The organism is Bartonella sp. AD24XZML (genome assembly GCF_042196485.1).
GTDB lineage: Bacteria > Pseudomonadota > Alphaproteobacteria > Rhizobiales > Rhizobiaceae > Bartonella.
In genome coordinates, this window is the sequence record NZ_JBHIQH010000052.1 from 22,798 (window position 1) to 48,731 (window position 25,934).

The 25,934-nt window shown below is 39.7% G+C and carries 14 protein-coding genes; 6 read left to right on the forward strand and 8 right to left on the reverse strand.

The annotated features are described in order from the left end of the window. The first annotated feature begins 1,382 nt into the window (after positions 1–1,382). Positions 1,383–6,341, forward strand: coding sequence for a DEAD/DEAH box helicase (locus ACFIMX_RS04715; protein ID WP_375694095.1), 4,959 nt, complete (start codon positions 1,383–1,385; stop codon positions 6,339–6,341). A 1,367-nt stretch (positions 6,342–7,708) separates the two neighbouring features. On the opposite strand, the gene ACFIMX_RS04720 is transcribed toward ACFIMX_RS04715, so the two are convergent. The 6 genes from ACFIMX_RS04720 to ACFIMX_RS04745 all read right to left on the reverse strand — a co-directional run bounded on the left by ACFIMX_RS04720 (position 7,709) and on the right by ACFIMX_RS04745 (position 15,469). Beyond that, a complete protein-coding gene (locus ACFIMX_RS04720) occupies positions 7,709–8,374 on the reverse strand; it encodes a YdcF family protein (protein ID WP_375617825.1) in 666 nt (221 codons plus the stop codon). Positions 8,375–8,378: 4 nt separating this feature from the next. Next, positions 8,379–9,332, reverse strand: coding sequence for a cell division protein FtsX (locus tag ACFIMX_RS04725; protein ID WP_375617826.1), 954 nt, complete (start codon positions 9,330–9,332; stop codon positions 8,379–8,381). Next, on the reverse strand, positions 9,325–9,984 hold the full coding sequence (gene ftsE, locus ACFIMX_RS04730; RefSeq protein WP_273723097.1) for a cell division ATP-binding protein FtsE: 660 nt from the start codon (positions 9,982–9,984) through the stop codon (positions 9,325–9,327). The genes ACFIMX_RS04725 and ftsE overlap by 8 nt, the downstream gene beginning before the upstream one ends. A gap of 538 nt (positions 9,985–10,522) precedes the next feature. Continuing rightward, on the reverse strand, positions 10,523–12,466 hold the full coding sequence (gene acs, locus ACFIMX_RS04735) for an acetate--CoA ligase (protein WP_375640385.1): 1,944 nt from the start codon (positions 12,464–12,466) through the stop codon (positions 10,523–10,525). Positions 12,467–13,377: 911 nt separating this feature from the next. Next, positions 13,378–13,671 (reverse strand): hypothetical protein, encoded by a 294-nt coding sequence (locus ACFIMX_RS04740; RefSeq protein ID WP_375606591.1) that lies wholly within the window; start codon positions 13,669–13,671, stop codon positions 13,378–13,380. Positions 13,672–14,779: 1,108 nt separating this feature from the next. Next, positions 14,780–15,469: a YggS family pyridoxal phosphate-dependent enzyme gene (locus ACFIMX_RS04745; protein WP_375694096.1), complete on the reverse strand. Its 690-nt coding sequence runs from the start codon at positions 15,467–15,469 to the stop codon at positions 14,780–14,782. A 165-nt stretch (positions 15,470–15,634) separates the two neighbouring features. On the opposite strand from ACFIMX_RS04745, the gene leuS reads away from it, so the two are divergent. Next, positions 15,635–18,277, forward strand: a complete 2,643-nt coding sequence (gene leuS / locus ACFIMX_RS04750; protein ID WP_375694148.1) for a leucine--tRNA ligase — start codon at positions 15,635–15,637, stop codon at positions 18,275–18,277. Beyond that, positions 18,264–18,854, forward strand: a complete 591-nt coding sequence (gene lptE / locus ACFIMX_RS04755; RefSeq protein ID WP_375633462.1) for an LPS assembly lipoprotein LptE — start codon at positions 18,264–18,266, stop codon at positions 18,852–18,854. Before leuS ends, lptE begins: the two co-directional genes overlap by 14 nt. Here lptE and fsa read toward each other — a convergent pair. Both fsa and ACFIMX_RS04765 read right to left on the reverse strand, forming a co-directional pair. Further along, positions 18,851–19,504, reverse strand: coding sequence for a fructose-6-phosphate aldolase (fsa, locus tag ACFIMX_RS04760; protein WP_375617831.1), 654 nt, complete (start codon positions 19,502–19,504; stop codon positions 18,851–18,853). The two genes, lptE and fsa, sit on opposite strands and share 4 nt — an antisense overlap. 364 nt (positions 19,505–19,868) lie before the next feature. Continuing rightward, positions 19,869–20,072: a hypothetical protein gene (locus ACFIMX_RS04765; RefSeq protein ID WP_375617832.1), complete on the reverse strand. Its 204-nt coding sequence runs from the start codon at positions 20,070–20,072 to the stop codon at positions 19,869–19,871. Between the two features lie 490 nt (positions 20,073–20,562). Between ACFIMX_RS04765 and ACFIMX_RS04770 the strand changes: the two genes are divergently transcribed. The 3 genes from ACFIMX_RS04770 (at position 20,563) to atpA (ending at position 25,917) form a co-directional block, all read left to right on the forward strand. Beyond that, a complete protein-coding gene (locus ACFIMX_RS04770; RefSeq protein WP_375640381.1) occupies positions 20,563–22,770 on the forward strand; it encodes a primosomal protein N' in 2,208 nt (735 codons plus the stop codon). A 1,030-nt stretch (positions 22,771–23,800) separates the two neighbouring features. Continuing rightward, positions 23,801–24,382, forward strand: a complete 582-nt coding sequence (gene atpH / locus ACFIMX_RS04775; protein WP_375617834.1) for an ATP synthase F1 subunit delta — start codon at positions 23,801–23,803, stop codon at positions 24,380–24,382. Further along, the gene (atpA, locus tag ACFIMX_RS04780) at positions 24,382–25,917 is read left to right on the forward strand and encodes a F0F1 ATP synthase subunit alpha (protein WP_375617835.1); all 1,536 of its coding nucleotides are present in this window, start codon (positions 24,382–24,384) and stop codon (positions 25,915–25,917) included. The genes atpH and atpA overlap by 1 nt, the downstream gene beginning before the upstream one ends. Positions 25,918–25,934 lie beyond the last annotated feature (17 nt).

The window sequence follows — 25,934 nt, forward strand, 5'->3', positions numbered from 1 at the left end:
GCAGACTGAATTTTGTTAAAAATTCTCGTCTTCTGAGATGTGAAGAGGAGGACAAATGAAATATATTGCGCGACGATTCTTAAGATTTAATTTAAAAAGAGGCGGGGTAGTGAATAGTATATCTGCTAACAAACAAAAGAACAAAAAAGAAGGTTGATGCCAAAAACAGCTTAAACCTCCGTTCTTCCAAAAAAATGAACTGGTATCGAGATAGCTGAGCAGTTTAAGAGGTTTCGTTTAGTCTTTTTAAGATTTTCGGAAAAGAGGTTATGTGGATTTCTCACTTTTGGTTTTGCAGAGGGTGGTGCAAATTATAGGTGTTTAGGTTTATGCAAATAAATTATGATCTTGCTCAAGTTTTAAAATGTGACCTAAGACACTGTCATTTTCTGTTCCTTTATTTGAGTAACGTAGCTTCTTTAGAATATTTTGTTTAAGGCATCGCTTTCTTCTGCCTTATCTCATGATTTTGGAGCTGAAGGATAAACAAGCCATTTGAGTTTCTAGGGTAAGGATTCCGTCAGATACTCGGTAGGGGGCGCGGTCTTAAAAACTAATACCGTGAGATGCGGGTTTGATTTCATGAGTTTGGTGAGGAAGACAAAAAGTTTGAAAGGCGGATCGCTTCTTATTTTGAATGATGTATGAATGAAAAGGGCTTTCATTCATTGAAAAAGAATAAGCTCATATTCAGTAGGTGTGAGATGAAGTAAGAGAACATCCTAATACCAAGCTGCAGTTATGCTGCTAAAGAACATAATGGCGCTAGTGATGAGCAATGGTATGTCTAGTTGGTATGGTATTCTCCCTCCTGCTACAAGTCCGATACAGATAAAAAAGAATTCTAAAGCCACCCGCTATAAAGTATAAGAAGCGAATAATTAGTCTACGAAAGAACAAAAGATAAAGAAATATTTCAAAAATCAATATTTTGAATATCACGACTAATATTTTGCGTATTATAGTGAAATTATATGTATGATCGTTCGTAAAATGCGCTGTTTTGTGTGTGGAGTTTCTTCCTTGGTGTCTTGTGTGTTCGCAGGTGTCGTATCCATTTCCCCCCTCTCATTCCTAAGCTAAATCCTAAAATTATTGCGCACTTTATTTTGTATTCTTAACAAAAGGCAAAAAATATTTTCAAAATCATCACGCCTTACCGTTTATTTCCATAGGGATATAGACATCAATAAATGCATCATATGATTTGGGGGATACTCAAAAGGATCAAAAGATTCTCTCTTGTTGATTTAATTAAGCATAGAAGAAATGTCTTAAAATCAAGCAATTTTAAGCTTTTTTAAGTTTTTTTGGTAGAACAAGAGGCATTGACGAATTGGTTTAGATTCGATAATTGAAGGTATTTTTCATTGGGGGGAAGCATGACGACGCTGCAATCGCTTTTACAGACATATCGTGATGAAGCGCGTACCGAACGAGATAAAGGTACATATTTTGAGCGTTTTGCTCTTGCTTATCTAATATATGATCCTCTCCAGTCTGGGTGTTATGAAAAGGTTCAAACTTTTAAGGATTGGGCGCATGAAAATGGTTGGGATGGTCGTGATATTGGCATTGATCTTGTGGCAAAGCTTCGTAATGAAGAGGGATTTGCGGCAATCCAATGTAAATTTTATGATGCAGCCTATCGAATTAAAAAAGCAGATATTGATAGTTTTATTTCGGCATCAGGGAAAGCTCCATTCAAGCGGCGTGTTATTATAGATAGTACTGAAAGTGCTTGGAGTGATAACGCTGAAACAATGATACGGGGGCAGGATATTCCTGTTATACGAATTAATCTTTCCGATATGCAACAAAGTCCGGTCTGTTGGGAAATTTTTGCAGCCAAAGGCAAAGTTGTTTTGGAGGATAAAAAGAAGTTGCGTCCACATCAATTGGAAGCATTGCGTGATGTGCGTGCTGGGCTTGCTCAAGCAGATCGGGGTAAGCTCATTATGGCTTGTGGGACTGGTAAGACATTTACCAGTCTTAAAATTGCTGAGGATTTGGCGGGTGAAGGCAAGTTTGTTTTGTTTCTTGTTCCTTCTTTGGCGCTGATGTCACAGACGGTGCGTGAATGGACAACGGATGCAGAAATCGGATTGAGATCCTTTGCTGTTTGTTCCGATATACAAGTGGGAAAGCGTCGTAAAAACAGTGATGATGTTGCTGAAATTGATGTGTTTGATCTTGCTTTTCCGGCGACAACCGATGCTGCTAAACTTGCAGAACAGGTGGGGAAGAGTATTGCAGATAAGATGACCGTAGTGTTTGCAACCTATCAATCCATTCAGGTGATTGCTGATGCTCAGAAAAACTATGGTTTGCCAACATTTGATCTTATCATTTGTGATGAAGCACATCGAACAACAGGGGCAACGCTGGTTGGAGAGGATGAATCCAATTTTGTTAAGGTGCATTCTAATGATGTTATTCGCGCCAAGAAACGCCTTTATATGACAGCGACACCACGCATTTTTGGTGATAATGCAAAAAGTCGCGCGAATGAAGTTAATGCCGTTCTTGCTTCGATGGATGATGAAAAGCTTTTTGGTAAAACACTTTTTTATCGGGGTTTTTCATGGGCAGTACAAAATAATCTTTTAACAGATTATAAGGTTATAGTCTTAGCAATGGACGAAAAATTGGTCAGTTCCGCTGTTCAGAAGCGCCTTAGTGATAGCGATTCTGAGCTTATTCTTGATGATGCAACGAAGATTATTGGCTGTTATAAGGCTTTGACAAAACAAAATATGAAGGCTGATGTTGGTACGGATTTATATCCTATGCATCGTGCTTTAGCGTTTTGTAAAACTATTCAAAGTTCTAAACTGGTGTGTAATGAATTTTCTGCGGTTGTTAGAGAATATCTTGATTATACGAAAGAGGATACAGAAAATGAGCATTTTCTGAAGTGTGAAATTGAGCATGTTGATGGCACTTTCAATGCGAAGGATCGTGGTGCATTGCTTGACTGGCTGAAAGCTGATAGTGGGGATGATGTTTGTCGTATTTTGACCAATGCACGGTGTTTGTCTGAGGGGGTGGATGTTCCGGCTCTTGATGCGATCATGTTTTTAAATCCACGCAAGAGCCAGATTGATGTTGTGCAAGCGGTTGGGCGGGTGATGCGTCGCTCTGAAGGTAAAAAGATGGGATATGTCATTTTGCCAATTGGTATTCCTCCTGATACTCCAGCGGAACAGGCTTTGAACAACAATGATAAATATCGGGTTATCTGGCAAATTTTAAATGCTTTGCGTGCGCATGATGATCGTTTTGAGGCGACGATTAATAAGGCATCCCTCGGGCAAGATATTAGCAATGTGATTGAGATTATTGGTGTCACACAGAGCACTGAATTAAAGGCTATTACGGCTGTTGTAGACAATCTTCCACTACGCGCACAACCAGCACGATTGGGCATTGGTACAGCGGAGCGTGATATCCTTTTTACAGATGGACAAGGGGAGCTTGCTTTCCCTGTGGATGAGATTTCGCGTGCCATCATGGCAAAGATTGTCAAAAAGTGTGGGACACGAGATTATTGGGAGGATTGGGCGAGCAATATTGCGGAAATTGCTAAGAATCATATTGCACGCTTAACAGGTATTCTGGCAAAGCCAGATACTGAGGCGCGTCAAGCCTTTGACAGGTTTGTGGCAGAACTGCGTGATGATTTAAATGATGCTGTTACAGAAGCTGATGCGATTGAGATGTTGGCACAGCATATTATCACGCGTCCTGTCTTTCAGGTGTTGTTTGAAGGCTATCAGTTCACACGTGAGAACCCTGTTTCGTGTGCTATGCAGCGTATGCTTGATGTGCTTGATGAGGCAAATCTTGATAAGGAATCCAAAGATCTGGAAAAATTTTACGCAAGTGTAAAATTACGCGCCAGTGGCATTACGGATCCAAAAGCCAAGCAGAGATTAATTGTAGATCTTTACGATAAATTTTTCCGTTATGCTTTTCCACGTACGGTCGAAAAATTAGGGATTGTTTATACGCCCGTTGAGGTGGTGGATTTTATTTTGAACTCTGTCAATGATGTCTTGCAAAATGAATTTGGGCAAACGCTTGGCTCATCGGGTATTCACATTATTGATCCCTTTACTGGAACGGGGACTTTTATCACGCGGCTTTTACAATCGGGTTTGATAAAACCAGAGGAGATGAAACACAAATTTTGTCATGAAATCCATGCCAATGAGATCATGCTTTTAGCCTATTATATTGCAGCTATTAATATTGAGACAACCTATCATGGTCTGATGGGGGGAGGTTATGTTCCGTTTGAGGGAATTTGTTTAACCGATACATTCCAGCTTTATGAGCAAGAAAAAGACCTGATCAGTGATTTGTTGGTGGATAACAGCACTCGTCGCTCACGCCAGAAGGAACTGGATATTCGTGTTATTGTTGGCAATCCCCCTTATTCTTCTGGACAAAAAAATGAAAACGATAATGCGCAGAATATAAGCTATCCTAAATTGGATCGTCGCATCCGTGAAACTTATGCTGCTCAGTCCAAAGCGAGCAATGTTAATGGACTTTATGACAGTTATATTCGTGCCATTCGTTGGGCAAGTGATCGCATAAAAGACTGTGGTGTTATTGGTTTTGTGACAAATGCGGGTTTTATCAGTGGATATTCTATGAATGGCTTACGAAAAGAATTGAATGAAGAATTTTCAAGTATTTATGTTTTCAATTTACGGGGTGATATTCGTAAAAATATGATGAGTAAAGGACGTGCTCAAGAAGGGCAAAATATTTTTGGAAGTGGAAGTATGACAGGAATTGCTGTGACACTGTTTGTTAAAAATCCAAATGTTTCTGAGCCTTGTAAAATTTACTATCATGATATTGGGGATAATCTCACGACAAAAGAGAAACTCAGTGAGCTTCAGCATTTTGGAAGTGTTAACGCTATCAAGCGTGAACACGGTTGGCAGATGATTATACCAGATGCACATGGCGATTGGTTAGATCAACGTAATGGTGATTTTGAAAAATTTCTAGCCTTAGGTGATAAGAAGGGCAGTGATAAAAAGCTCTTTAAAAATTTTTCTCGTGGTATACAAACGGGTCGTGATGCTTGGGCATATAATTCAAGCCGTGAATCTTTAGCAAAAAATATGCGCAATATGATTGCTTTCTATAACAGTGAAGTAGAACATTTTAATAATGCTTATGCGCATTCTGATCGCAAGATGCGTGCAAATGCTGTGAACAATTTTGTCAATACAGATGCTAAAAAGATTAGTTGGAGTAGTAGCCTTAAAGAAGAATTAATAAGGGGAAAGGCTTTTAAATTTAAAGATACGTATATTACTCAGAGCCTTTATCGTCCTTTTACACAACAGTGGCTTTATTATAATCGTGTTTTTAATGAGAGAGTATACCAAATGCCACGTATCTTTCCTTTAGAAAAGGCGGCTGAAAATAAGGTGATACAAGTTACGGGAGTTGGAGCAAGCAGTGGATTTTCTGTTCTGATGAGTAGGGGCTTGCCTAGCTTGGATGCAATGGAGAAAGGCCAATGTTTTCCACGGTATGTTTATGAAGATGCTGTGTCCTTGGGAGCTAAAAAAGGGAATCAGGTTCATTTGTTTGCAAATTTTGCAGAGGAAAGCAAAGAAACTGGTTTAGAGCGGCGTGATGCTCTTACGGATGAAGGGTTGGCTTATTTTAAGGCAGCTTATCCTGGTGAAATGATAACAAAGGATGATTTGTTTTATTATGTTTATGGGATTTTGCATTCTGAAGATTATCGTGCTCGTTATGCGCATAATTTATCTAAACAATTGCCGCGTATTCCAACGGTCAAAAGAGTAGAAGATTTTTGGGCTTTTGTTACAGCGGGGCGCAAGCTTGGTGATTTGCATATGAATTATGAAGAGGTTGAACCCTATCCCGTTACCTATAAACAGGGTGATCCAAGAACTTGGGTGATTTCTGATGAGAAGAGTTTCTATCGTGTTGAAGCGATGAAATTTGCTGGTAAGCGTGGTGCTATTGATAAGAGCACAGTCGTTTATAATGCGCATATCACGATACAGAATATTCCTCTTGAAGCTTATGAGTATGTGGTCAATGGCAGGTCTGCTCTTGAATGGGTGATGGAGCGGCAGGTTGTCAAAACGGATAAAGCGAATGGACTTGTTAATGATGCTAATCGCTATGCTGTTGAAACGGTGGGTAATCCAGCTTATCCATTGGAATTGTTTCAACGGGTTATTACGGTAAGTTTAGAAACGATGAAAATTGTGCGTAATCTTCCAAAATTGGAAGTGAGAGAAACTGAAAGGGTTAAATTATCCATCGTGCGGTAAAATAGTCTCGAGTCGTAACAAGCTGGCACTCTCATATACTTTGCTCGTTCGTGGGTTTTGCGATAAGCCCTCGACACTTGAGACAGTCCATAAGAGGCGTGCCTTTCTTGTACAGTTTTACGCTGCGCAGGCTCTCTTCCTTTGTGATGTGCAAGTCCTATGTGATGTGCAAGAAAATGGTTTTGATTGATTCAATAGAGAGCAGATTTGAAATGAGAGAATCTGATGATATTGAGAGCTCTCATTCAAGTTGAAGCGTAATAAATTTTCATTATAAATCAATATATTGTATGTGATAAAGCACCTTAGGCAGTGAGGTCGCTAAAATTATGACGCATGAGCTTTAGCGGCAGTGATGAATATTCTCAGGCAGGGTTTTCTTGTCGAGCTTTATGTAAGTAAACCATATAAATGGGGAAGCTGAGTGGAACTTGTCCAGAGAAAGTGAACTGTTTACAAATCGTTGCTGATAGGAATCATCGTCCTTTGAGATGTTGAGAGGACATGACAATTCTCATGAAATCTGTCCTTTGAGGTGTTCTGATATTGAAGTGAGCAGGGAGAACGCGTTAGACAAGAAGCTGAGTTATTATTGTTTACAGATCAATAGAGTTTAAAAATTTTCGTTCTTTTTTGGGGAGGAAACCCGACAAAAAGTGATCTTAGAGAGCGAAATGATTTCAAAAAAGATTGCGATAAAAAATGTAGGGTATTTGTCGCGGTGTGCGTTTTGAGCTTATTCCTATCTGTGATCTAAAATGCTCTTATGAAGATGCTTTGTAGAATGAAGAAGTAGTTACTAATATATTGATTTATAATGATAGTTTAATGTTCTCTCTGTTAAATGAGAAATCTAAGTATTATAAATTTTCTTATTTTAAATCTATTAAAATTACTTCTTTGCATGTCATATGAGGTTGGTATGTGCGTGTTTAAGAAAGGCGTAAAGCATTTCTCTTACCAATCATCCCAAGTGGCGTAAGAGCTATCGTAATACTTGGGGGTGGCAAAATATAGGGTGGGGCGGTTTGCATTTTTTATGAAGGGTAAGACAGTGGTGTAAATAGATTTTTATGACAAGTTTGATCTTATAGCTATCTGGGAAGATTTATTTACAAGAGCTGTCTTCTATATTGGGGATGGCATTAGATAGATCACGTGTTGTGAGATATGTTTGGGATGTAAGAGATGTTTTGGGTGAACGTGCGAGACAGTGACACGTGTATCGGGGCGTTGTGCTTTGTATGGGGGGAAGTTCTGGCGGGCTTTTATGGCGGTAATTCGTGTGGAAAGGTATGGAGAGAAGGGTAAAGCAGTCAGAGGGTAGCAAGGTTTAAAGTCATAAGAATAAAGATCAGGGAGAAAGGTCAGAAGGCGGTTCTGATATAGACTTGCAGTGTTTTAATATATTGGAATATGAGAATACGGGCTTGCTTGATCTGTTGTATTGTGCTTTCAGCTTTGCTCTTCTTCACAGGATAAGCAATGAAATGGATATCAGGCATGAGATATTTAAGTTCACGCATCGAGCGCCATATGTGGTAATCATGGGTGACGATATAAAGGGTTTTATAGTGATGCTTTTCGATCCAAGCAGCGCTTTCTTCGGCGTTTCCTCTGGTGTTAATCGCTTGATGCCCAATGTCAATACAACAGGAGATAAGCTGTGGGTTAATATGCATGTTATGCATGAAACTCTTCAGGTTTGTTGAGGTATTTACGCCACTGATGAGGAGTCGTGAACCAAGCCCCTTTTGTAAGAGATGAAGTCCTGTCTCTATTCGGTGTTCTCCACCTGTAAGCACAATGATAGCATCGGCTTTGGGAAGAGGCGTTGGGGGGACAAGTCGTTCGGTTTTTTCAGAAAAAATAATAAAACCACCCCAAAAAATGAAAACAATGACTACAAGAGTCAGTGTTGTGGGTGGAAAATAGCGAAATAAGCAGCGGGGAGACCAACTATAGTGGGGACGTTTTGGAATAGAGCGGTCTAAATTTTTTTGCATCAATGAGTTGGGGCTGTTGTAAGTCATAAAATTAAAATAAACCGTTTTCACATTGATCGATTTTTTTCAGTTGCGCTAAAATAGTCATGCGGTTGGTAAGGGTGGTGAGAAAAGAAACAAAAATAATAAGCAGAGTGATTTTGCCATAAGGAATGGAACTTATGGAAATATGTCCTAATAAAGCCGTTATTTGGCTGGCTTCTGCTCTTCCTAGGTTATAATTCGTCCAGAGACAAAAGGCTGAAAACAGAAAGATGCTTGTGAGACCACCATATAAAGCACCACGCAGCGCAGTTTTAAAAAAATGCCAGTCAAATTGGCGAGCAATGAAAAGAGTTTCAGTACCAAGGAAATATAAGACATTGATAATATGTGTATTTTCTGCCAATGCATTGCGGGTGGCAAAAATGATGGTGAGGATAAGAGAGCCTAAAACCAATGCTAAAATTGAAAAACCAATGAAAACAGTGGTGTGTGCCATGGTCGCAAAACGATGAACCCAAACACGGTGATCATCAAATTGACCTCCTGGAATTTGGGTTTTAATGGCGTGATTAATGGCTGCAAAATTGATTTTTTCATTTCTCTTCAGGGTCACAATGATGAGGCGGGGAAGGGGTAGTTCATTGACATTGAAGCCTGTTCCAAGCCATGGCTCCAGTAACTTTTCAGTGGCTTTTTGGTCAACAATTTTTGCATCTTGTACACCAGAAAAGGTTTTAACCAATTCTACGGCATCACGGAGTGCTTTGTTGATATCAACATTGTCAATGGGGCGTATCTGTATTGTTGCTTCATAGCTAATCTGATTACTCCAATTTTCGGCGGCACGTTGGACCAAATCAACTCCGATTAAGGTGAGGCTTGAAAGAAATGTCATAATAGCAATCACGGCAACCAATGCTTTTCCAGAAATATTACCACTGGGAATAATCGCTGTTGTATTTTTTTTATTGCTGGTAAAAACGGAGAAAAATTTATTCATGAATCGTCATCCGTCCGTTATGGAGAAGCATACGCCGTGCTGCAACTTGTTCCATTAAGGCAATATCATGGGTGGCAATGATAACAGCCGTTCCAAAACGGTTTAATTCAATAAACAAACGCAGGAGGCGTTTTGCCAAGGGCGGATCGACATTTCCGGTGGGTTCATCGGCAAGTAGAATTTCAGGTTGATCAATGAGTGCGCGTGCAATGGCTACCCTTTGTTTTTCCCCACCGGAAAGAACCGGTGGTAAAACATGAATATGATCTCCAAGACCTACCCAACAGAGAAGATCTTCCACTTCACTGCGATAGGTTGCTTCTTCTTGTCCTTTAATGCGTAAAGGTAAGGAAACATTTTCATAAGTGGTCATGTGGTCGAGTAAACGAAAATCTTGAAAAACCACCCCGATACGTTGTCGCAGCGCAGGGAGCTCTTGTCGTTTGAGTAATGCTGTGTCTGTTCCAAAGAGATCAATATGACCGCGGGTGGGTTTGAGTGCTAAAAACATAAGACGCATCAGCGACGTTTTCCCTGCTCCAGAGGCACCTGTGAGAAATTGAAATGATCCAGGAGGAATATGAAAGCTAATATCACGAAGGACCTCAGGGCCCATTCCATAGCGTAGGCCGACATTTTCAAAATGAATCACTTTTTATTATTACTCCTGATTTTATATTGCATCATTTATTCTAATAACTCTTACTTTCATTGCTTTAGATTTTTGTTGTAAGCTTGTTTATTTTAGATTTCATGGTTTTCAATATTTTTTATACACCCTCGTTATAGATAAATATTTTTGCTCAAGAATATTATCACTTATACTTTCTTTTTTTAGCCTTATTTATGATTTTAGCAGGAATTTCAAAGGGATTCTAGCATAAACATCAGAACTATTTTTCCTTCTTACTCAGAGGCTTTTTTTGCATTGAGTGGACATTAGGTGATTTTAAAAAGCTATGTTGCTCTTTTTATCTTACTTTCTTATTCTTGTTCGTATCCCAATCCTGAGGTTTTTGCTTAAATTATTTCTTACCTCTCATGAAGAAAAGCGTTTGTTGTTAGAATGATTGAGCTTTTCATGAATTGTTTTGTTTTTTATTCTCCTCGGTGGTTTTCGTAATAATGCTGAGATAATTTTAGCAAAAAAAAACAAAAACCACCGTATGTTATATTTCTTCGTGGGTTCTTTAATTTTGTCGGTTAGCAATCAGATCTTCAACAACTTGTGGTTCGGCAAGAGTTGAGATATCTCCGAGAGTATCAAAATCGTTTTCGGCGATTTTTCGTAAAATACGTCTCATAATTTTTCCTGATCGCGTTTTGGGAAGCTGTGGGGAAAATTGAATTTTATCCAATATGGCAATAGAACCTATTTCTTGTCTTACATGTTTAATAAGCTCTTTTTGTAACTCTTCACTCGGCGCTGTCCCTTCCATTAAGGTGATAAAACTATAAATTCCTTGTCCTTTAATGGGATGCGGGTAACCCACAATAGCTGCTTCTGATACAGCGGGATGAGAAACAAGGGCTGATTCAATTTCAGCAGTTCCTAACCTGTGTCCCGAGACATTGAGAATGTCATCAACCCGCCCTGTAATCCAGTAATAGCCGTCACTATCGCGCCTACAACCATCGCCTGTAAAATATCTTCCTTTATAGGAGGAAAAATAAGTTTGAATAAAGCGCTCATGATCTTTATAAAGCGTGCGCATTTGTCCTGGCCATGAATCACTGATACAAAGATTGCCTTCTGCTTCACCTTCTAAAATATTGCCTTGGGCATCAACAATTTGGGGTTGAACACCAAAAAAAGGACGTGTGGCTGATCCTGCTTTGAGGGGGGTTGCACCAGGCAAGGGCGTGATCATATGCCCTCCTGTTTCCGTTTGCCACCATGTATCGAGAATCGGACAACGGTCATTTCCAATTATATGATAAAACCATTCCCATGCTTCTGGGTTAATCGGTTCGCCTACCGTGCCTAAAAGACGCAACGACGTTCTGTCTGAGTGTTCAACAAACGAATTTCCTGCTCCCATTAAGGCGCGGATAGCTGTTGGTGCGGTATAGAGTGTATTGACTTGATGCTTGTCGACAATTTGCCAAAATCTTCCTTTGTCAGGAAAGGTTGGTGTGCCTTCAAACATTAAAGTGGTCGCACCATTGCATAAAGGTCCATAAACCAAGTAAGAATGACCGGTAATCCAACCAATATCAGCTGTACACCAGTAAACTTCATCGGGGTGGTAATCAAAAACGTATTGATGTGTCATCGCGGCAAAAACAAGATAGCCTGCTGTGGTATGCAAAACACCTTTGGGTTTGCCGGTTGAGCCTGAAGTATAAAGAATAAAAAGCGGATCTTCAGCGTTCATTGGTTCTGGTGGACAAGCTGTTTTGGCATGAGCTATCTCTTCGTGGTACCAAAAATCACGTCCCTCTATCCATTGAATGGGTCCACAAGTCCGCCGTATAACCATGACTTGGTCCACATGCACGTTTTGGCGCGCTGCTATCTCAATAGCATGGTCAACGTTGTCTTTTAAGTTAATCCGTTTGCCGCCACGCAAGCCGTGATCAGCGGTAATCATAAAGGTTGATTCACAGTCAACAAGGCGTCCTGCTATTGCTTCAGCAGAAAAGCCTGCAAAAATAACCGAATGAATGGCTCCAATGCGAGCACAAGCAAGCATAGCATAGGCTGCTTCGGGAATCATAGGAAGATAAATGGTTACTTTATCGCCTTTCTTAATGCCACGACTTTTCAAAAGATTGGCAAAACGACAAACATGTTCATAAAGCTCGTTATAGGTTATTTTTTTATCATGATAAGGATTATCTCCTTCCCAAATGAGCGCGATTTTGTCTCCATGGGTTTTCAGGTGGCGATCAATGCAATTATAGGTAACATTTGTTATCCCATCTTCGTACCATTGAATGGAGACATCTCCGTTAAAAGAAGTGTTTTTTACTTTTGTAAAAGGTTTAAACCATTCAATGCGTTGACCATGTTTTGCCCAGAAGCTTTCTGGATCATTAATGCTTTCTCGATACCATTGTTGATAAGTTTCCTCATCGAGTAAAGTATTTTTTTTGATCTCTTCTGATATTGGATAAATTTTTTCAGTCATGTTTCCCTCTTTTTATTGTTTGGAAAAATCTGCCTCTGTATTTTTGTATGGTTATATTTGTGGCAGAGTTTTCCCAAAAGCTTTTCATTATGAGGTTAGACTAAATGACAAAGATTAGAATAGTCAATTTTTAAATCTGATACGTTTTTCTTAAAAAGGTATTTTATGCTTTTAGGATATTCAAATATGGCAAAGACTATTGCGGTATAGAGCTTTTTATAAAAGCATAAAGATATTAAAAAAATACCCCTATAAAGGAGAGGGAATGAGAATGCTTTTTAAAAGAATAATTTACTAAATATTAATATAAACCAAAATATCTACGCAAAAAATTAGAAATAAAGAACATAATAAATGACGATAATGCCATTATAATAGACAATCTCCAACCTACGCCATTGAATATTTTAAAAGAAATGGCAATTATAGGAGTAATTATAATTAACATGCAAAACATTCTTACAATTTCATAGTGAATATCCATTATAACAAAATCCTAGTTATAGTATGTGATATCAATAGATACCTTTGAAAATTATTTTTTCAGTGTACTTGGAACTCATCCAATAAATATTAATATAAACCAAAATATCTACACAAACTATCAAGAATAAAAAACACAATAACTGACAATGAGGCTATTTTTATAGATAGTTTCCAACTGTAGCCACCAATTTTTTTTAAACCAATAGCATATATAGGGATAACGACAATGAGAATGCAAAACAGTCTTATGATTTCATAAAGAATATTCATTATAACAAAATCCTGATTATAAGAGGTGATCCGCAATAGATATCCCTGAAAAATATTTTATCCATAGATGTAGATATTTAACTTTGGTATATTCTTTCAAGTATACTTACAAAACTATTAATTTCAGAGATATCTTTGTCGCTATTCTCTATAAATTAGAACCAACACTCACGACCTTTTTCTATAAAGCCCCAAGCAGCACCTCCTATGTATCCCAATGACAAAGCTCCCATTCCACCTGTAAATGCACCTACTGGTCCCCCAGTTATACCACCTTGAATTGCACCAACTACTCCTGCCGGAAATCCTACTTCGCTGCCACGTGCATTCATGTGAGACATAAAAGCACCAGGACTACATGCATTTCCATGAGTAGGTCTTGAATTGTGCGAATGACCAAAAGAAGGCTTTGTCGCCATATGACCGAATGTGTTGAATGAACCAAACATATTAATTCTCCTTAATTATCTACATTAAAAGTAGTATCACAATGATACATTTCAAATGGCTATCACGTATTTTTAGAGAAATGTCAAAGATAAACTTTAAAAATAACAATAAAAATACTGTATAAATAATAACTATATTATGTATATAATGAAATATTATTATTTATAATATAACAATATTATTTGCAATATTTTAAAATATAAGAAACAGCACCATATTTTTCCTTAATTAAAGTTTAAATTTAGAAAAATTGCGTATATGAAAAAAATTGGTGTTTTTCTCTTTGTTTATGAGAACGATAAAGAAATATCGTTATTGGGATCGATCTCATTGCCATTGTTTTGCCTGCATGTATTATGTGCATATGAATGGGATTCATTCTTTTATTTTCAGGCGAATATTGATCGTATGTTACGCTTTGTAGAGCATAGAAAGCCTCTATGCTATCGTTGGACCTTATAGATTGCTATTCATGTTGTTTAGCGCGGCTCTTGGTGCTCTATTGGGTATTTGAGATGTTTATTTTGCTCAAGTGGCTTACATGAAAGAGTTTTATTACTGTATTATGCAACTATAAGCCTCTTTTTTGCCTGCTTTACGCCATTGGCATGTGGGGAAATTGTTTACGCGTTTTGGGGAAGTTTAAGAGAATTCATGATTTTTAATGGAAATCATTGCGATAATCGTATTGAATATTCTTTTGCAATTATTTATTTCGCGATAGTTTTTTCATTCATGCGCAACGCCCCTCTTATCATTTTGCCTTTATATAAGTATTTATTTTTTACGTTGCTTTTGCTGGAGAGGCGGTCAGAGGGGAGGTGAAGTAGAGCCAATGTGCGAGAATATGAGAGCCAAATTGCAATGCTATCTTAAATCTATTGTACGTGTTGTGGATGTGCCGGTGAGAAATTTGAGAAGACCAGCTTTTTTGCTTATTTTGCTAACAGGATGAAAGAGGGACTGAGATCTTTTTTGCTAGAATTGCTCTTTTATTGATATTGAAGGAAATATTTTTTCTCATTTCTGCTGTTTTTGGCTTGTTTGTAGAATTTTCAAGGGAGATTTATATGAAGGGGGAATGAATTTATATGAGGGGAAATTGCTTTACACAGGGCGTTTTCCAAATAAAGCAGAGCCAATGCGAAGGACGTTAGAGCCAAACTGTAGAGCGGTTTTGAAGTCACTGGACATACCCATGGAAAGCTTTGGAAGATCTGCTTGTTTTGCTAATTTTGCTAAGAGCGCGAAATAGGGTCCGGGGTTTTCATCGACAGGGGGGATGCCCATAAGGCCGATGATATCGAGTCCATAGTTGTTTTTGCATTGAGAAACAAAAGGGATTACTTCTTGCGGTGCAACACCACTTTTTTGCGGTTCTAATCCAATATTGACCTGAACATAGCAAGGAAGATGCCTTTTTTGTTTTTCCATTTCTTCGGATAAAATTTTGGCTATTTTTTCACGGTCAACCGTTTGGATGACATCAAAAAGTTTTACCGCCTCTGCCGTTTTATTTGATTGTAGGGGACCGATGAGATGGAGTTTAATATTTTCAAATTGTTGACGTAAAGCAGGCCATTTTTGTGCTGCTTCTTGTACGCGGTTTTCTGCAAACAAAGATTGTCCTGCTTGCAAAAGGGGTCGTATATCAACAGCAGAAACAGTTTTTGAAACAGCGATAAGTTCAATTTCTTCTACGGGGCGTTGTAGTTCTTGACATGTTTCAGCAATGTCTTTTTGAAGGTTTTGCCATGCTTCAATGGAAGGGGCATCGAGGGGCGTTTGTGTATTCATGTTTTTGTGCTTTACTTTTTTTGTTCAAGAGTTGGTCGTTTTTTTTAAAGTTTTATAAAATACTTAGGGAAATATTTCACGAAAATGTTGACGATGAGGTTAATCCATGGTCAAGCATAATAAAACAAGTTTTTGGTTCTGTTTTATTAAAAGAGTATAATGGGAATGACAATTGGACATTATAATATAGGCGAACGCTATAATCCACGTGCGAGAGAAAAAAAATGGCAAGAAATTTGGGATGAAAAGAAAATTTTTCAGACTGTTCAAGAAGATGCTCGTGAAAAATATTATGTTTTAGAAATGTTTCCTTATCCTTCTGGCCGTATTCACATGGGGCATGTGCGCAATTATGCCATGGGGGATGTGGTTGCACGCTATAAAAGGGCAAAGGGATTTAATGTGCTTCATCCCATGGGGTGGGATGCTTTTGGTATGCCGGCTGAAAATGCTGCTCTGCAAAGTAAAGTGCATCCTAAAACTTGGACCTATCAAAATATTGCGGTCATGCGCGGGCAATTAAAACAATTAGGACTCTCACTCGATTGGGCGCGTGAATTTGCAACTTGTGATGTGGAATATTACCATCGCCAACAAATGTTGTTCCTTGATTTCTATCAAAAGGGGTTGGTAGCACGTAAAGTGGCTAAGGTGAATTGGGACCCTGTTGATCATACTGTTTTGGCCAATGAACAGGTTGTTGATGGGCGGGGATGGCGTTCTGGTGCGTTGGTGGAACAACGTGAGTTGACGCAGTGGTTTTTCAAAATTAGCGACTTTAGTGAAGATCTCTTGGCAGGGCTTGAAGAGCTGAACCAATGGCCAGAAAAAGTTCGCACCATGCAAAAAAATTGGATTGGAAAATCACAAGGTTTGCTGATTCGTTGGGCTTTAAAGTCGACAGGTGATGCTGATGATGTTTGTGAGAAATTTGATGAGGTTATTTGTTATTCAACGCGTCCTGATACACTTTTTGGTGCCTCCTTTTTGGCTCTGTCTGTTGATCATCCTATTGCACAAGCTTTGGCAAAAAAAGACAAAGCGTTGAGTGATTTTATTGAAAATTGTCGGTGTGGTGGAACGACAACGGCAGCACTTGAAACAGCTGAAAAACAAGGGTTTCTCACGCCCCTTTTGGCAGTTCATCCTTTCGATTCAACAGTACATATTCCTGTTTATATCGCGAATTTTGTGCTTATGGATTATGGAACAGGGGTTGTTTTTGGTTGTCCAGCTCATGATCAGAGAGATTTCGATTTTGCGCGTAAATATGATCTTCCAATAAAACCGGTGGTTTTACCAAAAGGAGAGCAAGCAGAAGATTTTGTCATTGCTGACACACCTTATACGGGTGATGGTGTGATGATCAACTCCAGCTTTTTGGATGGTTTAACACCCCAACAAGCTTTTGAAGCAGCTGCTAAAAAGCTTGAAAAACAAATGCTCAATGGGCAACCGCAAGGGAAGAAAACAGTGCAATTTCGTTTGCGTGATTGGGGGATTTCACGTCAACGTTATTGGGGGTGCCCCATTCCGATGATCCATTGTACAACTTGTGGGGTTGTCCCTGTTCCACGTGCTAATTTACCGGTTGTGTTGCCTGATGATGTTACTTTTGATCAACCAGGAAATCCTCTTGCACGGCATGAAACATGGCAAAATGTTACTTGTCCTTCCTGTGGTCAACCGGCCAAACGCGAAACCGATACCATGGACACATTTGTTGACTCTTCTTGGTATTATGCACGCTTTACGGCTCCTTTTGCGCAGGAACCTGTTGACAAACAAGCAACAGCTGAATGGTTGCCTGTGCAACAATATATTGGTGGAATTGAGCACGCGATTTTGCATCTTCTTTATGCGCGCTTTTTTATGCGTGCTATGAAATTGGTTGGTCAAGTGACGGTGGATGAGCCTTTTAAGGGGCTTTTTACTCAAGGTATGGTGGTGCATGAAACCTATCGAGATGATCAAGGGTGGGTTTCTCCAGCGGATATTTCCATTGTTGAAAAAGATGGAAAGCGGTGTGCTTATAAATTAACCGATCAAAGTGAAGTGACAATTGGTTCGATTGAGAAAATGTCAAAATCAAAAAAGAATGTCGTTGATCCTGATGATATTATCGCATCCTATGGCGCTGATACTGTGCGCTGGTTTGTGTTGTCAGATTCTCCTCCCGAGCGGGATGTCATTTGGACAGAATCTGGTGTTGAAGGTGCACATCGCTTTGTACAGCGTGTTTGGCGCCATGTGGCTGTGAGTGCTTCTATTTTAAAGGATGTGGCGCCTTGTGCAGGGCATCAGGGGGCGGCTTTGGAACTCTCAAAGGTCGCACATCGCACGCTTTGCGCTGTAGAAGATGATTTGGAAAAATTCGCTTTTAATCGGGCTATTGCACGCCTTTATGAATTCTTGAATATTATGGCACCGTTGTTAAATAGGATAGAAAGTGTTGACGATGAAATGAAAGCTTCTTTACGTCAAGCCATGGATTTTTTTCTTGCTATGATTGCACCAATGATGCCCCATTTAGCAGAAGAATGTCATGCTGCTTTAGGGGGAAAAAATTTAATATCTGCGTTTTCTTGGCCTGTTTATGATCGTGCGTTAACCGTTGCGGAATGCTATACTTTGCCAGTACAAATTAATGGTAAAAAACGCGGTGAGGTGAGCGTTGCAGCAACTGCTGATGAGGTGATGATTAAAGAAGCGGTTTTGGCTTTAGATTTTGTAAAGGCACAGCTGGTTGAAAAGCCTGTGAAAAAAATCATTATTGTTCCACAAAGGATTGTGAATGTCGTTCTTTAAAAGTTTTCTGCTTGTTGTTTTAGCTTGTGTCTTTACACTGTTGTGTGGATGCAAAGTTGAACCGCTTTACCGTCAAGAGTTGCAGAGTGCAATGACAATGAATTCTGCTTCTGGGCACTCTTCTGAACAATTTTCTTTGGGGTTAGCGCAAAAGCTTGCTTCTATTGTTGTGGAAGAACCTTCGGATCGTTTTGGTCAAATGGTGCGCAATCATCTGCTGTTTCTTTTGTATGGAAATGGTGGTAAACCTTCTCTACCTGCTTATCGATTGGCATTGCAGATATCCGTCTTTACAAGAGAATCGATGCAGATAGAGGTTGATTTCGAGAAAAAGAGAAAGGGACGACCTTCTGTTGGAACTGTTATGAGCAGAGCTTCTTATACTTTGCAGGATATGAAAAATACTCTTGTTGCAAAAGGAACAGCAATGATGAATGCATCTTTTGAGCGACTTCGTCAAGAATATGCAACGCTGCAAGCAGAAGAAGATGCAAAAAAACGTGTTGCGGAAGAGTTGGCTGAACAGATCTTTTTGTTACTTTCAAAAGATCTTTCCAATAAAAATTCTAGATATTAAGCAATATTTTGTCCTGTTTTTTTCCAGTCGTCGAGGAATATTTGCAACCCTTTGTCGGTGAGAGGGTGTTTGACCAGTGCTTTTAAGATTGCTGGTGGAACTGTTGCAACGTCAGCACCACTGAGTGCTGCTTCTTTGACATGATTAACGGTGCGGATTGAAGCGGCCAAGATTTGTGTTTCAAAGTTATAGTTATCATAAATTGTGCGAATTTCATGAAGCAGTTCACTTCCATCATTTCCGCAATCATCCAGTCTACCAATAAAAGGCGAAACAAATGTCGCGCCTGCTTTGGCAGCAAGTAAGGCTTGATTGGCAGAAAAGCAAAGTGTGAGATTTGTTTTTAGTCCTGCTGCTGTGAGGGCTTTACAGGCTTTTAATCCATCGAGTGTTAAAGGAAGCTTGATACAAATATTGTCGGCAACCTTTGCTAAAACAGCTGCTTCTTTCATGATGCTTTCAAATTCCGTTGCTGCAACTTCAGCAGAAACAGGTCCGCTAATGAGAGCACAAATTTCTTTTGTGACATCAAGAATATTGCGTCCTGATTTTAGGATAAGAGAGGGATTGGTGGTAACACCATCAACAAGGCTTAAATTCTGTAACTCTTGAATTTCTTCGATATTGGCGCTATCCACAAAAAACTTCATCTCTAACCTCTTCTTTTTAGCTTTTATCTTATTTTTTGTTATGCGCTATTGTTGACTGCAAAAGCAAGAGAAAGAATTAATCTCTATGTACAAAACAAGAATGCTATGGTGTTAATCATGTACTCGTTTTCGGTAAAGAAATATGATTTATCGTTTCCACATCCATTTCATAGTGTTACTCGTGATAAGGCATAGAATTCATTGCGTACCAACATTTTTGCGTATTGGCATCTTTGCGTAGCGGTGTTTTTATATTTATGGAAATAAGCTAGCATTATCAAACACTTTGCTCATTTCCTATTTGCGATTGCTCTTGATATTGGAGAGTGCATCATAAGATACCTTCCTTTTTCAGGGGGGATGTTTAACTTTGTTTTTGATGAAAGCGAATGGATTTATTCTGTGTTACCCATTCTTCAACAATACGCTTTTGTGCTACTTGTATTGTTGCTTGATTCTCAATCAAGCTGAAAGATGTACGCACGTGTTTCCACGTTTTGGCACAAAGCCAAGGTGAATATTGTAACGGTTCCATTTGCGATATTATTCTCCCTGTAATTAAAATCATGGGAGACTCTCTCATTAATAAGGATTTACAAATGTTCCTCGATGGGGTTGAAATGAGAAAAATTCATCGTATTGAGGGTTTTATTACAATAGGTAAAATGATGATTATATCTTTATAAATCAGTTTGTTGAAGATAAATTGAGATATGAGGCGGTAAAAAAATAAACGTGTGTGTTGGGAAGAAGTTACACTATGGGATAGCTTTGTTGAAGAGCGTACTTACAATATCATGTTGAATGCTTATAGTGATGAGCTTTATTTGCACAGAAGAATGGCGCTGTTTTTCTTGCTATAGAGTTTTTTATTATAGACGATGAGATTGGTTTTTTTATTGGCACTTTGGTGATGAAATGAGTATTAAAAAGAATTTTTGTGAGAAAAATGTTGTGATAGGGGGGAGAGATTGAATCCTGCAATGAATTTTATAAGAGTGTTTAAAGATAAGGTGTAGACCTGTTGGTGCTCAAGAGGTCGTAGATTGGTTTAAAAGATGCATTCAAACGTGATAGAGGAAGAGATTGTATCTGTATTGGTTCCTCTTCCTGTTGCTCACGCTTATAGTTATAAAGTTCCCTCTTCTATGGAGGTGAACGTTGGTTCCTTTGTTCGGGTTCCGGTGATGGGGCGCGAGCTTTGCGGTTTTGTTGTGGATGTTGGAGAGAAGACAGCAGATGGGCAAAGGTCTGGTTTGGTGGCGCGTGAAAAATTACGCTCTCTGCTTCATGTTTTTGATTGCCCCCCATTAAAGGCAGAAATGATCACATTTTTGCGTTTTGTTAGTCGCTATACAATGGCGCCTTTTGGTCTTGTTGCACGATTGGTTTTGTCTGTACCGGCTGCTTTAGAGCCGGAAGCGCAGATGCTGGGTTTGCGATATTGTGGTGGAAATGTAGAACGTCTCACACCAGCGCGGTCACGGGTTTTGGAATTGGTGCGCAGTGAGAAGATATGGACACGTTCTGGTCTGGCACATGCGGCTGGAACTTCGGTTTCTGTTGTTGAAGGTTTAAAAGCGCTAGGAATTTTTGAAGATGTTAAGGTTCCTGCTCCTGATCTTGTGGGCATGCCTGATCCTGATTTTTGTCCCCCTCAGTTGCAGGGAGCGCAAAATGAAGCAGCAACAATGTTGCGGGAAGGTGTTTTATCTTCTCAGTTTCAAGTTTTTTTGCTTGATGGTGTTACGGGATCAGGAAAGACAGAGGTTTATTTTGAAGCGGTCGCTCAAGCCTTCAAAGGGGGTAAGCAGGTTTTAATTTTATTGCCGGAAATTGCTTTAACACAGCAGTTTTTAGATCGTTTTTATGCACGCTTTGGAGCTGCGGCAGCGGAATGGCATTCTGATTTGACGCCACGTCGTAGAGAGCGCGTTTGGCGGCAAGTTGCAGAAGGGCGGGTGCGTATCGTTGCGGGGGCTCGTTCAGCGCTTTTTCTTCCCTTTCATGAGCTTGGCTTGATTGTTGTCGATGAAGAACATGATAGCGCTTATAAACAAGAAGAGCGCATTTTTTACCATGCGCGTGATATGGCTGTTGCACGGGGCTCTTTTGAGCGTTTTCCTGTTATCTTATCTTCAGCAACACCGTCGATTGAAAGCCAAGCCAATGTTTTAAGAGGGCGTTATCAAAAGGTACATTTACCTTCCCGTTTTAAAGAAGTTGCACTTCCACAGTTGCGGGTGGTTGATATGCGCCAAGGAGGGGTGCAAAAGGGGCGCTTTATTTCCTTTTCTCTTGAAAGAGCTTTAAAACAAACGCTTGATAAGGGCGAACAAGCTCTTCTTTTTCTTAATCGTCGTGGTTATGCACCTTTAACTTTATGCCGAATTTGCGGACATCGTTTTCATTGTACCGATTGTTCAAGTTGGTTGGTCGAACATCGTGCGCAAGGGCAACTGAAATGTCATCATTGTGGATATCATGAACCACTTCCTCAAGCCTGTCCTGAATGCGGGACATTAGATCATCTCGTGGCTTGTGGACCGGGTGTGGAAAGAATTGCCGAAGAAACACAAATGCTTTTTCCTCAGGCGCGATCATTGATCCTTTCAACGGATCTCAAAGGAGGGATTGGGCAGCTGCGAAGCGAATTACAAGCCATTGCCAATGGCGATGTGGACATTATTATTGGAACACAGTTGGTTGCTAAAGGACATCATTTTCCCAAGCTTTCGCTGGTTGGTGTTATTGATGCTGATCTTGGTCTTGCCAATGGCGATTTACGCGCAAGTGAACGTACCTATCAGCTGCTTTCTCAAGTTACCGGAAGAGCAGGGCGTGTGGGATTGAAAAGTTTAGGATTATTGCAAACTTATCAACCAGATCATCCGGTCATCAAAGCCTTACTTGCATGCCAGCCAGAAGATTTTTACACACGTGAGATTGCAGCACGTCAGCATTATCATTTGCCCCCCTATGGGCGGCTTGCCTCTTTGATTGTTTCTTCACAACAGCGCCAAGCAGCAGAACATTATGCGCGCGCATTGCGTCAGGCAGCGCCACGGGAAAAAAATATCTCGGTTATGGGACCAGCAGAAGCGCCTTTGGCTTTGGTTCGGGGGCGTTATCGTTTTCGGCTTTTGTTGCAAGGACAGCGTTCTTTTGATATACAAGGGTTTATACATGCAATGCTTAGCGGTACACCCAAAATGCCCAGTTCCGTTCGGGTTCAAATTGATATTGATCCGCAAAGTTTTTTCTAAAACCAGTATCACATAAAGTAAAGATCTCTTTGCTTAAGGTGCTTTACTTGAACTCTTAGTATTATTCAGAATAAGCATCCAGGCAGCAAAATATGATATATGTACATTGCATTAAGTAGAGCCACGGGAAAAAATATCTTTGTGATAGAACCAGCAGAAGCGCCTCTCTTCTTCGAGGGCGCTATCATTTCGGCTTTTACTCCTTTTTTGTGTTAGGGACAGTATTCTTTTGATAGGCGGATTCTTTTTATAAGGGCTGAAAATGCTTAGCTGTACACCAAAAGTATCCAATTCTATTCGGGTTCAAATTAATATTGATCTATGCTTCTTCTAAAATCAGTGCAATATAGTGCCATATAAAGTGAAGCTACGCGGGCTTAATGAAGGGCGTGATTTTGATAAAAAAATTTGAAAAGAGAGAATTTGTCGATATTTGAAGCTTATCCGGTATGAAAAATGATATATTATCATTATAAATCAATGTGTTGTATATTTAAAGAGTGTGCTTACAAGAAAATATTACTTGGTGAAATTTTTTAAAAGGAGTGGGTATTTGAAGAAAAAAGATCAATGTTTTCTTTAATTTTTAGGAGGATATTCATTGTTTTTTTCTTTCTTATCAGTTTGAAATAATAGACTTTTTCAATCGCAGCTGCATCTCATTAAAGGTCTTGTGGTGATAAAGGGAGTGTTTTTTAGAGAAGAAGTGTTTTATTATGGTGGCAAGGGCATTTGAAGAAAAATCAAAGAGAGTGAAAAAATCGCTCAGAGAATGTCAAAAAGAGGCATAAAAAAACTGTGATGCCATCCTGTATATCTAAAAAAAATGCTTTTCAAAAATATTTTGAATATTTTATTAAAATTTTTAAAAAGCAGCGATTTGTAGTGTTGCGAGTCGGCTATGTCTATGCTAGAAACCAAGTGATTTTTGTTCTAGGTTTTAAGAAAAAGATTCTTAAGATTGAGAATGTCTGTTTCATTTCATCTGATAACTATCAGAGAGTAGCTCAAGGGAAAGAGGCGGTATTTCGTGTCGGATTCATTTTCTCTCATACCGCTGCCGTTGGTAGATCAACGCTATGCGCAAGCGCTTTTTGATTGCGTTCAAGAAGCTGGGAACGTTGAAAAGGTTGAAAAGGCAGTAGAGGATCTTTTGCTTGTTTTGGAGCATAAGGATTTAAAACGCTTTGTGCTTAGTCCATTCTTTTCAGTTAAAGAGCAAATTAAGGTGATGCAATCTGTTTGTGCAAACATCAAATTTGCTGATAAAAACGCAGGGCAGGTCATTGGTAATTTTTTACGCGTTATTGCAACAAACCGTAGGCTTAGTGCCGTATTTGGTATTTTACGTGCTTTCCAGCATTGTGTTGCACGCGCTCGTAGGCAGGTTACTACGCAAATTGTTTCTGCGCGCCCCTTAAGTTCTCAACAAAGACAAGAGTTGTGTGAGGCTTTGGAAGGTGTTGTTGGAGGAAAAGTTTTGCTGCACATCATTGTGGATCCAACAATTCTTGGTGGATTAATCGTTCGTGTGGGGTCGTCTCAAATTGATACGTCTCTTCTCACAAAATTGTCTTCACTTAAGCTTGCATTGAAAAAAGAGGTCAGCTGATGGATATTAGACCATCTGAAATTTCAAAAATTCTAAAAGAGCAAATCAGAAACTTTGACCAAAAGGCTGAGGTTTCAGAAATTGGTTGGGTTCTCTCTGTAGGGGATGGTATTGCTCGCGTTTATGGTTTGGATAATGTCCAAGCAGGGGAAATGGTCGCCTTTCCAAACGGTGTGCGTGGTATGGCACTCAATTTGGAAGTTGATAATGTTGGTGTGGTCATTTTTGGCTCAGATCGTGATATTCGTGAAGGTGATTGTGTAAAGCGGTTAGGCGCTATCGTCGATGTTCCTGTGGGCCCCGCTTTGCTGGGACGTGTGGTTGATGCGTTGGGAAACCCTATCGATGGGAAGGGTCCCATTAAAGCAACGGAGCGTCGTCGTGTTGATGTTAAGGCGCCTGGAATTATTCCGCGTCAGTCAGTGCATGAACCGATGTCGACCGGATTGAAAGCGATTGACGCACTTATTCCTATTGGACGGGGGCAGCGTGAATTGGTGATTGGTGATCGCCAAACAGGAAAAACAGCAATTTTGCTCGATACATTTTTAAATCAAAAACCTTTTCATGAAAAAGGGGCAGGACGAGAGCAAGACAAAGTTTATTGTATTTATGTGGCTATCGGTCAAAAACGTTCGACGGTGGCACAATTCGTTAAAGTTTTAGAAGAACGTGGAGCGCTGGAATATTCTATTATTGTTGCAGCGACCGCTTCTGATCCAGCACCACTGCAATTTATTGCACCTCTTGCTGGGTGTGCTATGGGTGAGTATTTCCGTGATAATGGGCAACATGCTTTGATTGGTTATGATGACTTGTCAAAACAGGCGGTGGCGTATCGTCAAATGTCTCTTTTATTGCGTCGTCCTCCAGGTCGTGAAGCTTATCCGGGAGATGTTTTCTATCTTCATTCGCGTCTTTTAGAGCGGGCTGCGAAGTTGAATGCGGAAAATGGATCTGGGTCATTGACAGCTTTGCCGGTTATTGAAACGCAAGCAAATGATGTTTCTGCCTATATTCCTACAAATGTGATTTCGATTACTGATGGGCAAATTTTTCTAGAGACTAATTTATTTTATCAAGGAATTCGTCCTGCTGTAAATGTTGGTCTTTCTGTGTCGCGTGTTGGTTCTGCCGCACAAATTAAAGCGATGAAGCAAGTTGCTGGCTCGATTAAAGGTGAATTGGCGCAATATCGTGAAATGGCAGCTTTTGCGCAGTTTGGCTCTGATTTGGATGCGTCAACCCAGCGTCTGTTAAATCGGGGTGCGCGCTTGACAGAGCTGTTGAAGCAGCCGCAATTTTCTCCACTCAAAACAGAAGAACAGGTGGTGGTTATTTTCGCGGGTGTGAATGGCTATCTTGATGCTTTGGCGGTTTCTGATGTTGCGCGGTTTGAGCAGGGACTTTTGGTGCTTTTGCGTAGTGATTATCAAGATCTCTTAAAGGCAATTGCTGAGCAAAAGCAAATAACAGATGAGCTGAAAGATAAGTTGATAACTGTTCTTAATACTTATGCGAAAAATTTCTCGTGATGAATTGATGGAATGCT